Here is a 12,514-nt window from a genome sequence, read left to right as displayed (position 1 = left end):
GCAAGCGCTACGGTCTGTCCGGCCAACCGTGGTGATGCCATCGCGAGCAAGCCCGCTCCCACAATGTGCCTTTGGCTTAGTCCTTGCCGCGCACCATGCTCTGCAACACCCCGTCGCGCCTGACCCAGCCATGAAACAGCGCCGCCGCCAGATGCGCCAGCACGGTAAAAAACAGCAAGTAAGCCAAATACGTATGCGCCCTGCGCAAAAAAGCAAACGTCGTCGCATTGGCTGGCAAAATCCCCGGCAACTGCCATGAACTGCCCAACATCACCGGATCCCCCGCCGCCGATATCATCGCCCACCCCACCAGCGGCAATATAAACATCAAGGCATACAGCAACAGATGCGACAGCTTCGCCGCCAGCACCTGCACCGCAGGCAAATCCGCCGGCAACGGCGGTTGGCGAGTCGCAAAACGCACAAACAAGCGCACCACCACCAGCAACAAAATGGCGATCCCCAACGGCTTGTGCAGACCCAGCAACCACTCATGGCGCTGCGACACCGAAGCCGCCATGCCCGCGCCAATAAACAGCATGGCAATAATCATCAGCGCCATCAGCCAGTGCAGCAGGCGCGCCAGCGGGGCGAAATGCGAAATGGGTGCGCTCATGGTTGTGGCTCCTTGGGTAGCTGGTCAACTTCACGGGTACGCCGTACATAGGAACTGGCATAGGCTGCCGAACGCGCCGCCAGCAACGGATCAGCCGAGCCCTCGATGCCACTGGGCAAAATCAACGGGTCGTAATTGATATCGCGGCATTCGCCGTCGTTTTGCGCCTGGGCCTTTTCCAGTACCAAAGTCCCCGCGTTTACCACCTGGCGCCCGGCAGGCCAGGCCTGGCTGGCATCATTGATCGGGTCACCCGCCGCGGCCAATGTCAGGTTGAGCTGCCATTTCAACGGCCCTTGCGCCAGGCGCTTTTCCAGGTCCTGCTGCAGATAATCGGCATCGCCGGGCGCCACAGTACCCGGCGCATCCTGCCCCAACGGCACCACTCCCCAGCGCACCGCCTGACGTTGCCCGGCGGCGTTAACCAGATAAAACGCATTGATCCCGTTATAGCGTTCAGTGGCATAACTGGCCGACGGTTTTGCCGTCTTGACCCACTGCAAAAACGCCGCCGTTTCAGGGTGCGCCGCAAAAAACGCAGGCATCGCCCCGGGTGCTGGCTTGCCCGTGGCCGCTTCTGGCGCACCGGCTTGCAGCATCTGGTAGAACGCCTCGGGCGTGCCCACCGCAAAAACCGGCATGCTGTTCATCCCGGTGCGCCACTGCTGACCGTTGGCCTGGGTAAAGCGCAGGGCAAAACTGCGGATTGGCACACTGCTGTCGGGCGCATAAGGGTTACCACTGGGCAAGGCAAACCGCCCGACCACCGGCGTGCGCTGGGTGCCGAACACTTGCGCTACGGACAAGCCCTGCGCCGCACCACTGCCCTGGAAATACCCCACCACGCACACGCCCTTGGCATGATTGCGCCGGTAACCCGGGTAAACGCCGTTGTTGTGTTCCAGTGCATTGACCAACTTGGCGGGCCTCAACCGCTGGGGGTCCAGCGTGCCATTGACGTAATAAAAACCGCCCAGGATAACCGCCACCACCGCGCCAATCGCCGCCAGGCGCAGCAGCACGCTGGCAGGGCTCAACGGGGGTTGAACGGGCCGCACAGGCGGCAATTGATCGACCATAAAAAACTCCGGGGCCACAAGACCGTGAGGTGAATGGCCTATAAGACGCACGCCCCCGGGGTCTATTCCCGCCTCGCGGAACATTGTTTTTTTGCACACCTGCGGGAATAAGGTTTATTCATAAGCGTCTGCATTGCACCCACCCAGCCAATTGGCCCGACCATGACCTCATTTGATGAGCAACTGCGCGAACTGATCCCGCGCCTGCGCCGGTTTGCGCTGTCGCTGACCCGTCATGCCAGCAATGCCGATGACCTGGTGCAAACCTGCCTGGAGCGCGCCCTGGGCAGCGTTGCCGAGAAACGCCCCGAGGGCGACTTGCGGGCCTGGCTGTTCACCATCCTGTACCGCCAGTTTGTCGACCAACACCGCCGTTCCCGGCGCTATGCGCGCATGCTGGAGTTTTTTACCGGCCGCGATGACACCCAGCCCTCCACCGAGCGCACGGTGCTTGCGCAATCGACCCTCGAAGCCTTTGAACAGTTGAACAGCGAACAACGCGCCCTGCTGCTCTGGGTGTCGGTTGAAGGCTTGAGCTACAAGCAAGTCGCCGAAATCCTTGATGTGCCCATCGGCACCGTCATGTCGCGCCTGTCCAGGGCGCGTACTGCCTTGCGCCAACTCAGCGAGGGCGAAATCACCCGCCCGGCCCTGCGGAGACTCAAATGATCACCACCCCGCCCAGTGAGCACGACCTTCACGCTTACGTCGATCACGCACTCAGCGCCGCCGAACGCCTTGAAATCGAGCGGTACCTGCAGGCCAACCCGCTAATCGCCGCGCAGGTCGAGGCCTGGCAGCGCGACGCGCAAAACCTGCGCAGCGCGCTGCATCAAGGCTTGCTGCAAGCTGCCAACCCGGCCCTCGACCCTGCGACCATACGCCAGCGCCAGCGCCGCCAGGCACGGCGCCATTGGGCCAGTGCAGCGGTATTGGTGTTGGCCGTGGGCATGGGCGGCATCGGCGGCTGGCAGGCCAGGCAAATGACCCAGGCAGGCAGCAGCTTGCCCATGAGCGACGCACTGGCGGCCCATCGCATGTTTGCCGAAAAAGGATTTTTGCCCGCGGACTATCACGTTGCCCAGGGCAGTGAGATGCAAGGCTGGCTTGACCGTTATTTCAGCCGCGCCGAACGCTTGCCGGACTTGACCGGCGCAGGCTTCCAGCCGGTCAGCAGTCGCTTGCTGAGCACCGACCAGGGCGGTGCGGCGATGGTGCTGTACCAGGACCGGCAAGGTCGGCAGATCAGCTTCTATATCCGCCCGCCGGGCCCGCACAACAGCCTGCTACCACGGGGGAGTCGCCAGGATGGAGAGTTGCAGGCCCAGTACTGGTCCGGCCCTGGCTACAACTACGCCGTGGTCGGCCCGGCCGGGCTGCTGGAAACGGTGGGGCTATGAACGGTGCGGCACATTCCCTGTAGCCGCTGCCGAGGCACGAGGCTGCGTTCGGCGGCGAAGCCGTCGCGAAACCTGAGCACTCAACTTGTCTGACACACTGAAGCGCCTGATTTTACGACGGCTTCGCCGCCGAACGCAGCCTCGTTCCTTCGGCAGCTGCTACGGATAATGTGCTCTCAAGAGCGGGTTTTATGATCCAGCGCCGCATAAAAATTGGCGCTTTGTTGCAGGTATTTTTGCGTGTAGGACGCGGATTTCTTGTCGCTCACCACAGTGCTTGCACTGGCAGGCAGGGCCACGGTGGCGGAGATGGCGGAAGCCGCAATAACGGAGAAAAGATTGAAGTTCATGGCACTAACCCTCGACGATTCAGTTGGCTTGCTTGCCTTTTCAGGCCGTGAAACCAACTTAACGCCAAGGGTCATCGTGCAGAAATTCATTGCAGCACTAGCGTCTATCAGTGCGATTGATACAAGGCTGCACGCCCATGATTACGGGCGGTTGATAAATTTCACATCAGACGGCGCATCCATCGCCAGGGTCTGGACGGTCTCGCCCAGCTTGCCGGTTGCAGGGTCACGCGCCACGACCACGATGGCATTGCTCATCTGGTTGGCAATCAGCAGGAACTTGCCGTTGGGGCTCAGGGCAAATTCACGCGGGTGATCGCCATCCACCGAGCGACGCTGGATTTCACTCAGCTCGCCATTGTCCGGGTTGATCGCAAACACCAGGATTTCATTGGCCTTGCCACGGTTGCTGACGTACAGGAACTTGCCGTCCGCCGAGGCATGTACCGCACCCGCCGCGCGGTTTTGCGCCGGCATGCCCTTGGCCAGCTCCAGCGCCTGGCGCTGCTTGAGGCGACCATTGTCATAGTCGAACACAAACACCTGGGCACTCATTTCCGTGGTCAGGTACGCATGCTTGCCGTCCTTGGAAAACAGCAGGTGACGTGGCCCGCTGCCTGGCGGCAGTTCAATGAAGGCAGGCTCGGCCGCCACCAGCGGATGCTCCGGGTTGGCAGCCGGGTCGTAGCGGTAGACAAATACCTTGTCCGCACCCAGGTCACTGGCGTAGACAAACTTGCCGTCCGGCGAGGACACCACCGAATGCACATGGGCCGACATCTGCCGCTCGGGGTTGACCTTGCTGGCCGGGTGGCTGCTCATCTGCGTCACCGGCTGCAACTGGCCTTCGGCATTGATCGGCAAGACCGCGAGGCTGCCGCCCGGGTCGGCGTGTACGCCATAGTTGGCGACAAACAGGTAACGCTCGTCGGCACTGAGGCTGGAATGAGTCGGCTCTTCACCCAGGGTCTTGACCTGGTTGATCAGGGTCAGCTCGTTGGTTTTCGGGTCAATCGCCACGCTGCTGGCACGCCCCACCACGTCGGCCTGGCCCTTGCCGTTTTCATTGACCACAAACAGACGGGTCTGGTCCCCGGACAGGGTCAGCCACGAAGGGTTGGCGGCCTTGAACACTTGCAGCGGCTCGGGGGCAATGCGGCCCTTGTCACTGTCAAACTGCAAGCGGTAGATACCCTGGCTCTTGCCCTGGGTGTAGGAGCCCACCAGCAGCTCCACTTCATTGCGCGATTCGGCCTGGGCCGACATGGCGCCCACGCTCAACGCCATCAGCATCGGCAGGTTTTTAAACTTCATCCGTCACCTCGGTGTCATCGTCATCGTTGTTTGCGCTCAGGGCGCTGAGGCAAACCAGGCGATGCTCACCCGAGTCGCCGGTCAGGGTCCAGCTTTGCAGGCCCTGGTCAAATACCGCCGCGTCAATCTGCGGCGCGGTGAAGTGCCAGCGTTTTTCAGCACGCCCGTCCATGCACTTGATGAGCAATTGCACATCGTCCAGAGAAAAATCCCAGGCATGCAGCCCGTCAATCACCAGCATATCGCTGGTTTCAAGGGCTGTGCGCAAGGTCTGGTTTGAATCGCTCATTAATCAATCACCTGTTGGAAAGGCGTAATGATAGGTTAAATCCGCGGTGCAACCCATAAGCGCGACACGTGAATGCACGCTTATGGGTGCAGCCTGCTGCCTCTTTTAGTTTATCGGTTGATCAATGCCCGCCTGTAACCGCTGAGGTTCATCGCCCTTGAGCACCTCACCGTCAACGGTGGCACCTGCCAGTAGCAGGCGCCCCTGGCCCTGCACGGAGGCAGTCCGGGCCTCGCTGCCCTGCTCGTTCTGGTACTGGATCTGCGGTTTCAGCTCGCCGCCCGGGGTGAAACCACCGTCTTTGGCGGTTTCCAGCTTCAGTGATGCCGTGGCCCCCAGGGTGCTTGAACTGCGGCTGTGGCTGTCCGTGGCCTGGTTAAGTGCCAGCGCGCCGCCCGCCTTGAGGCTGACATCGCCGGCACCGCCGTCAAACTCGCCACCGGCATAGCGGGCCTCGTTGCGCGTCTGGATACTCACGCCCTGGCTGCCAGCGTAGCGCCCCACCTGAGCGCTGCTGCGGGTGTCCTCGGCTCGCTGGTACTTGCCGGCGCCATTGGCGCGCAGGTTCACGTCCTCGCCGGTGGTGGTGTAAACACGCAGGCCGAGCCGGGCCTCAACCCCCTGCTCGCTGCGCTGGTGGCTGTCGCTGGCAGCAACGGCGTTGTGGCTGGCGGCCTTGATGTTCAGTGCGCCGTCGCCGGCACGGTAGCGCGTGCCTTCATCCTGCAGTGCACCGCGAACATTGAGCTGCACCGCGCCAGCATTGAGCTGGCTGACAACCGCCGTGCTGTCCTGCTGCGTTTGCTGCTTGGCGTTATAGCCCACCAGGCCGTCGAGCCCCACACTGGCCAGCTCGACCCCCTTGAGCCATTCGCCCTCGGGCAGCTTGCCCTGGCTCAGGCCCTTGACGACTTTTTCCAGCGGCCGGCTCAGGCCCTTGATCTCCGCGCTGACCCCAAGCCCGGCCTGCCAGCCTTGCTCGCTGTGGCTGGTGCTGTCAGTCGTGTGGGCAGCCTGGTTATCGACCCGGCCAGCCTCCACCCGCAACTGCTTGCCCGCTTCGATTTGGGTGCCCTGGTTGACCAGTGCATCTGCCGCCTGCAACAGCACATTGTGCGTGGCCGTGACGCCGGTGGGCCTGGCGGTGCTCTGGTTGCGACTGTCCTGCTGGTGCTGGCGCTGGTACTCAAGGCCACTGCTGACCTTGTCCAGGCTGGCAGTCCAGACCACACCACCGGCATTGACCAGGGAGTCAGTGCGGCTGTCTGCCGTGTCGTGGGCTGCCAACAGGTCGATATGCTGACCGCTGAGGCGCACATCGCCGGCAGTGGCCGCGAGGTCGGAGCCCTTGACGCGGAGGTCGCCCCCTGCGCTCACGGCCAGATTCGCGCCACTGACGCTCGCGCCCTGCTGCTGGCGATTGTCGGTGAGGCGCTGTTGCTGTTGATTCTTCAAGCCCACAGCCAGCCGATACTCATGGCTGCCGGGTGTGGTCTCGCCGGCCCCGGCCGTAAAGCCGCGCGAGTGGGTGCGGGTGTCATCCTGCACGCTGCTTTCGCCAGCCACCAGGTGGATATCGCCCTTGGCTGCCAGCGTGTTCTGCCCGTTGGCCGACACCCGCGAGCCGCTGACGGTGATGTCCCCGGCGCTTTGCAGTTCAAGGTTGCTGTCCGAACGCAGGTCGCTGGCGACCAGGTTGCTGTCACTGCGCACCTGATGGCGCTCGTCGTTGATCAGCGAGAAGAACTTGCTGTCCTTGTCATGCGTGTTGCTGCGCAAGGTGTCCTGCACGCCGTCGATCACCAACGCGCCGCTGTCGCTGATCACGCTGGCCTGGGTGCCGCCACGCACCTGGCTGGCGCTGACATGCACCGAGTCGGCCTGGACAATCAGCTTGCCGTCGGCATTCACCCGGCTACCCGTATGCAGGGTCTGGCCCTGGTCAGCATCGCCCTGGCGGCCGAAAAAGCTGCCGCCCACCAGGTCGCCGGAGTAGCGGTTGCCGCTGCTGCTCTGGCTGCGGCTGGCACTGCCGATCGCCACATCCCGCGCCTTGAGACGGATATCCCCGGGGCTTGTCAGTTCGGCGCCTGCCAGCTGCAGCGTGTCACGGCTGGTCAGCTCCAGGCCTTTGCCCGCCTTGAGGCTGCTGGTAACACTGCGCTCCTCGTGGCGGCTGTTGTCCCAGTTCTCCTTCCACAGGTGTTTGCGATGGCTGCCCTGATCGCGGGTTTCATGGGTTTCGGTGGCAGCCGCCAAGCGCAGGCTGGCGCCGCTGTCGATGCGCAACTGATCGCCCGCCTCGACACTGCTGGCCTTGACCAGGGTGTCGCCCGCCGAAGACAGCCGGGCATCGTGCCGGGCCTCGACCCGGGTGCCATGCTGGCGCGAGTCGCGATCACGGGTGGTGCGGTCAAAGGTCTCGTAGGTCACGAACAGGGCCTTGTTCTGCCATTGTTCGTGTTTCTCCTGCAGGGCCGTGCTTTCCAGGCTGCTCAGGGTCAGGTTGCGACCGGCATCAAGGCGCACGTTGCCGCCGCTGATATCGGCCCCGGCCAGGCTCAAGTCACGAGCACTGTGCAGTTCGACATCGCCCTGACGGCTCTGCACCACGGCGCGGCTGGCGTCCAGGCTGTTGGCGTGGGCCTGGCCGCTGACCACCAGATCACCGGCCGAACTGACACTGACCCCCTCGGTGCCCGACACTTGCCCCGGGCCGATATGCACTCCCGCGCCTTCGGCAGTGCTGACGATATTGATGCGCCCGGCCTTCATCGCGCCGAACAAGCTGGCGTCAATACGCGCAGGGCCGCCATCTGCGAGCGGATAAACCTTGCTCACCTGGCCGCTGGCGGCGTCGACGCGATTGCGCCCCACCACCAGATCCAAGCGGTCACGCGCAGTGACAGACCCCTGGCTGTCGATCTGTGGGGCAATCAGCCTGATGGCCCCGTCCGGGTTGCTCAGGCCACCGCCCTGCACCTGCAACTGCCCACGCGCCGCACCGCTGTCCAGGGCTTGCAAGGTGCCATTGGCCACGTCAGGGCGGCCCACCACCAGGCTGGCGTTGCCAGCATTGATAAAACCACCCCCATTGACCGAAATCCCGTTGGGGTTGGCCAATACATAATCGGCCTGGCGCCCGAACACCTCCTGGCGGCCGTTGAGGGCCGAGGCCTTGGTGCCGACCACTTCATTAAGGATCACGCTGGCGGCCTGGCCCTGAAACTGCGGGTTGCCCGCCAGTTGCCCGGCCAACTGGGACTGCCCAGCCTGCAGGGCGTTGTTGAGCACCGCACCCTGGCGATCGACGTTGTAATCAAGGAACTGATTGTGTGACAGCCCCCCGGCATTGGGCGCCACGATATTGACGATCGGCACCCCGCCCTGGTTGAGCAGCTGCGCCGTGCCACCCGGGCCGTCGGCCACGGTAATACCATTGGCCAGCGCCCAGTGCGGTAGTACGCACAAGCCGGCAATGGCCCAGCGCAATTGCCCCTGGGCAGACAGATGAAAGCGTTTTTTTCGAGTCGACATAAAAGTCTTCCTTTGCGTGAGTAACGAGGCGACAAACGTCGCCCCAAGTAACGCTGCAGGGGCTTGCCGTGGCCCCTGCAGGCGTTATATCTGCACGCTCAGGCGTGCCAGCCAGACCGGCGGTTCATGGCTAAAACCCTTGGCAAGATTCAGCGCGTGCTGGTAATCGAGGTCCAGTTGCAGCCTGTGCCAACTCAGGTTGAGGCCGACACTGGCGCCGCTCAGGTACAGCCCCGGTACACCGTGCTCAGGCTTTACCCAGCCGTGGTCCAGCCCCAGCCGCGCCGTGAGGGTGACGGCCCGGTTGCTGCGCACGGGCATATAAAGCGTGTTGCGCCAGAGCGCGCCAATGGCACCCGAGGCACTGTTGCGGCGATAACCGCGCACGGCGGAATCATCGGTGCCCAGCAGGTGTTCGATGGCGGGTAATGGGTCGGGGCTGTACTGCAGCGACACCTGGCTTTGCCACTGCAAGGGCTGCCCGCCGAGCTGGCTGCTGCGCCACTGCACCAGGCTGGCGCGGTAGGTCTGCGACTGCGCCCTGGGCAGGTTGGGCAATACCCGGTCGCTGTCGCGGTCGGCCCCCAGCCAGGTCAGCCCCCGGGTGTAATTAAGGTCCAGGCTCCAGACCGCCGCGTCATGCCAGAACAGGTTGAAGCCGGCCTCGCCCAGGGTCAGGGTCGAGCTCTGGATGCCCAGGCGGGCTTTTTGCAGATAAGCGTCGACATCCTTGTGGGCCAGTTGCAAGTGAGCGCTCAGTTGATGGCCCTGGTTGCGCCACAACACCCGGTCGACGCGCAGGCCAAACTGGTCGGTGCGGCCGCTGCCATACAGGGTGGTCGTGGTGAGCTTGAGCGGGGCGCGGTATTCGATATGGCTGGCGAATGCGCTGAGGGTCCAGTAGCCATAAGGCACGGAGTAGAACAGGCCCGTGCTGCTGCTCAAGCGCGGGCCGTGGTTGAGGGTGTTGCTTGCGCTCAGGCTGAGCGCGTCATTGAGCTGCAACGGGCTGTCCAGGGTCAGGCCCAGCGTCTGCCGCTCAGGCCCGGTGCCGGCATTGCCGGTGTTGTCCAGGCCCAGGTCCAGGCTCCAGTGAGCGGCGCTGGCGGCCGCGCGAAGGATGATCCGCGAAGCGCCCTGGCGGCTGCCGGGCACGATATCGGCGGTCATGTCCACCGAGCGCAAGCGGTTGAGCTGGTCCAGCCCCTGCTCCAGGTCGCGCAGGTTCAGGGGCGCACCCAGCATGCCGGGAAACGCCCCGCGCAAGCTCAGCGGCAGGCGCTGGTCGGCCAGCTCGATGGCCTCGACATAGCCCTCGTCAACCGCGATATCCAGCGTACGCCCGGCCGCCGGCATATGGCGCAAGTAAGGGCGCACGGCAATAAACCCGGCGGCCACATACACACGGGTGATCTCGGCCAGCAGGCGGTTGATCTGGTGGACACCCATGCAGGGCGCCATATGGGCCTTGATACCGGCCTCCAGGGCCGAGGCTGGCAACAGCGTCACACCGGCCAGACGCAACCCTTGCAGGGGCCAGCAGTGCTCGTCCTGGGTGGTCTGCCCCGGTAGCGCCGGGGCTGACGCCGGGGCCTGCGTACCACCGCGCTGCAACTGCCGCCGGCGTTGCTCCAGTTGCAGGCGTTGCAACTCCTGTTGCTGTTGCTGCTGCAGGCGCAGGTTTTCCTGACCGGGCTGCAGGCCTTCGGCGGCGACCAGCGCCGATGAATAAAGACACAGCGAACACAGGATTCGCCTCGGGGTAAAGCGCCGGGGTGTACCACAATGCCGGTTCATCGCAAGACATCCTCAGAGCGCCTCGAAGGCGAGTCAGGACCCTGAACCCACTGTCAGGTTCAGGGCATATGCCACAGTGACACCTACCAATGTGTATTATTACATCCCGAAAATTAATATTACAAATCGTAATAATTCTGTAGCCGCCCCCCCCCCTTTGCTTACACCGCAGCCGCTGGCCGCAAACCAAAAGCCACGCCAAAACGGTTGTAGGCGTTCATCAGGCCGATGGCATAGGTCAGGTCCGTCAACTCCTTGTCGCTGAACTCGCTGGCAGCGGCCTGGTAATCCGCCTCTGCGATACCGCGCTCGGCCACTCGGGTCACGCGTTCAGCCCAGGCCAGGGCCACCTGCTCGCGGGGGCTGAACAAGCCACCGGCTTCGTGCCACACCGGCACCAGCACCAGCTTTTCCACGGCCAGGCCGGCCTTGAGCAAATCCCGCGAGTGCATGTCGATGCAGTACGCGCAGCCGTTGATTTGTGACACCCGCAGGTACACCAGATCAATCAGCCCCTTGCCCAGCCCGCTGCCCTGCAGATACGCATACACCCCGCCAAACGCCTTGTAGCCCTCGGGTGCTGCCTTGGAATAATCGATACGCTGCGTCATGACGTGCCCTTGCATTGGCTGTTTAAGTGGCGCCATAGTGCGGCTTTATGGCCTTGCCAAAAAGAGCCATGATTGGCCTTTGTCACCAGGCCATGATCATCAAGGACCCCCATGCAAACCCCGCCGCCGCCCTTCCCCGACCTCGACCGCGACGCCAGCGAACCCATCTACCGACAGCTCTACTGGCGTTTTCGCGAGGCCATCGCCAATGGTTTGCTGCGCCCCGGCGAACGTGTACCGGCGGCGCGGGCACTGGCCAGGGAACTGGGGTTGGCCCGGGGCACCATCGACACCGCGTACTCGCTGCTGACCTGCGAAGGCTACCTGCAAGCCCGTGGCCAGGCCGGTACCGTTGTTGCGCCCGATATCGGCAGCAACCCCCTGCCCGCCAGCCGCAGCCCCCAGGCCAGCCCGGCGATCAGCCACACCGCCCAGCCCCTGCCTTTTCAGCTCGGCGTACCGGCACTGGACGCCTTCCCGAAAAAGCTCTGGGCCCAAATCGGCGCGCGCTGCGTGCGCAGCACCTGCCCCCAGGACATGGCCAACCCTTCAGCCTATGGCCTGCAGGCATTGCGCACGGCCCTTGCCAGCTATCTGCAGGTTTCCCGGGGCATCAGTTGCGTGCCCGAGCAAGTGTTTATCACCGCGGGCTACCAGGACAGCCTGGCGCTGATCACCCATGCCCTGCTCAAGCCCGGCGACCGGGTACTGATCGAAGACCCCGGCTACCCGCCGACCCGACAGTTGCTGCAGCACCTGCAGATACAAACCGTGGCCCTGGCCGTCGACCACGAGGGCATGCGCTTGCCCGCAGCCCACACCCGCGCCCAGGCCGCCGTGGTCACCCCGGCCCATCAAAGCCCGCTGTGCGTGTCTCTGTCCCTGCCGCGCAGGCTCGAGCTGCTGGCCTGGGCCAACCGGCAACAGGCGTGGATCATTGAAGACGACTACGACGGCGAATACCGCTATATCAGCCGCCCGCTGCCGGCCCTGAAAAGCCTGGACCGTGAAGGTCGAGTGATCTACAGCGGCACCTTCAGCAAAGTCCTGTTTCCGGGGCTGCGCCTGGCCTATGTCGTGGTGCCTCAGGCCCGGATCGAACGCTTTGAACACGCCAGCCGGACCGTGCGCAGCAGTTGCCCGCAACTGACCCAGGCCATCGTCGCGAGCTTTATGACCCAAGGCCATTTTGCCCGGCACATCCTGCGCATGCGCAAACTCTATGGCGAGCGCCGGGCGTTTACCCGCACCGGCCTGCAAAATGTGTTGGGGGAGCATGTGCGCATCGACAGCAGCCCGGGCGGCATGCACTTGATCCTGCGCCTTGGCGGGCAGCAATCAGACGTCGAACTGGCCCGGCGCATGCACAAGGCAGGCTTGTTTGCAGAGGCCCTGAGCGAGTGGAGCCACCTGGGGGAAAAGCCTTCGGGGCTGCTGCTGGGGTTTGCCAACATCGATTCGCAAGCCAGCGCCGAAGCGCTGGGCAGGCAGATATTGGCGCTGATGTGAGACGCCCCCCCT

Annotated in this window: 11 protein-coding genes; 3 read left to right on the top strand and 8 right to left on the bottom strand. The window is 63.7% G+C overall.

What is annotated here, in order from left to right:
- Positions 1–76: 76 nt before the first annotated feature.
- Together BFC21_RS03125 and BFC21_RS03120 are read right to left on the bottom strand one after the other, a co-directional pair.
- Positions 77–616 carry a cytochrome b gene (locus BFC21_RS03125; RefSeq protein ID WP_088377166.1) on the bottom strand — a complete coding sequence of 180 codons (540 nt, stop codon included), beginning with the start codon at positions 614–616 and terminating at the stop codon, positions 77–79.
- Entirely contained in the window at positions 613–1,695 is a 1,083-nt protein-coding gene (locus BFC21_RS03120) for a catalase family peroxidase (protein WP_120265675.1), read from the bottom strand. Before BFC21_RS03120 ends, BFC21_RS03125 begins: the two co-directional genes overlap by 4 nt.
- 162 nt (positions 1,696–1,857) lie before the next feature.
- Between BFC21_RS03120 and BFC21_RS03115 the strand changes: the two genes are divergently transcribed.
- Together BFC21_RS03115 and BFC21_RS03110 are read left to right on the top strand one after the other, a co-directional pair.
- Positions 1,858–2,364: a sigma-70 family RNA polymerase sigma factor gene (locus BFC21_RS03115; RefSeq protein WP_016780583.1), complete on the top strand. Its 507-nt coding sequence runs from the start codon at positions 1,858–1,860 to the stop codon at positions 2,362–2,364.
- Positions 2,361–3,095: an anti-sigma factor gene (locus tag BFC21_RS03110; protein ID WP_088377164.1), complete on the top strand. Its 735-nt coding sequence runs from the start codon at positions 2,361–2,363 to the stop codon at positions 3,093–3,095. The genes BFC21_RS03115 and BFC21_RS03110 overlap by 4 nt, the downstream gene beginning before the upstream one ends.
- Before the next feature lie 176 nt (positions 3,096–3,271).
- On the opposite strand, the gene BFC21_RS27125 is transcribed toward BFC21_RS03110, so the two are convergent.
- The 6 genes from BFC21_RS27125 to BFC21_RS03085 form a co-directional block, all read right to left on the bottom strand.
- Positions 3,272–3,520 carry a hypothetical protein gene (locus tag BFC21_RS27125; RefSeq protein WP_141229043.1) on the bottom strand — a complete coding sequence of 83 codons (249 nt, stop codon included), beginning with the start codon at positions 3,518–3,520 and terminating at the stop codon, positions 3,272–3,274.
- Positions 3,521–3,586: 66 nt separating this feature from the next.
- A complete protein-coding gene (locus BFC21_RS03105) occupies positions 3,587–4,759 on the bottom strand; it encodes a lactonase family protein (protein WP_120265674.1) in 1,173 nt (390 codons plus the stop codon).
- Entirely contained in the window at positions 4,749–5,048 is a 300-nt protein-coding gene (locus BFC21_RS03100; RefSeq protein ID WP_086796434.1) for a DUF5629 family protein, read from the bottom strand. Before BFC21_RS03100 ends, BFC21_RS03105 begins: the two co-directional genes overlap by 11 nt.
- 105 nt (positions 5,049–5,153) lie before the next feature.
- Entirely contained in the window at positions 5,154–8,585 is a 3,432-nt protein-coding gene (locus BFC21_RS03095; RefSeq protein WP_120265673.1) for a hemagglutinin repeat-containing protein, read from the bottom strand.
- 84 nt (positions 8,586–8,669) lie between these two features.
- On the bottom strand, positions 8,670–10,382 hold the full coding sequence (locus BFC21_RS03090; RefSeq protein WP_120265672.1) for a ShlB/FhaC/HecB family hemolysin secretion/activation protein: 1,713 nt from the start codon (positions 10,380–10,382) through the stop codon (positions 8,670–8,672).
- A 161-nt stretch (positions 10,383–10,543) separates the two neighbouring features.
- A complete protein-coding gene (locus BFC21_RS03085; RefSeq protein WP_088377160.1) occupies positions 10,544–10,993 on the bottom strand; it encodes a carboxymuconolactone decarboxylase family protein in 450 nt (149 codons plus the stop codon).
- A gap of 111 nt (positions 10,994–11,104) precedes the next feature.
- On the opposite strand from BFC21_RS03085, the gene BFC21_RS03080 reads away from it, so the two are divergent.
- Positions 11,105–12,502, top strand: a complete 1,398-nt coding sequence (locus BFC21_RS03080; RefSeq protein ID WP_120265671.1) for a PLP-dependent aminotransferase family protein — start codon at positions 11,105–11,107, stop codon at positions 12,500–12,502.
- The last annotated feature ends 12 nt before the right edge of the window (positions 12,503–12,514 follow it).

Origin of the sequence: Pseudomonas sp. TMW 2.1634, assembly GCF_001703595.1 — a bacterium.
Classification (GTDB): Bacteria; Pseudomonadota; Gammaproteobacteria; order Pseudomonadales; family Pseudomonadaceae; genus Aquipseudomonas; species Aquipseudomonas fragi.
This window is presented reverse-complemented; position numbering and strand designations above follow the sequence as displayed.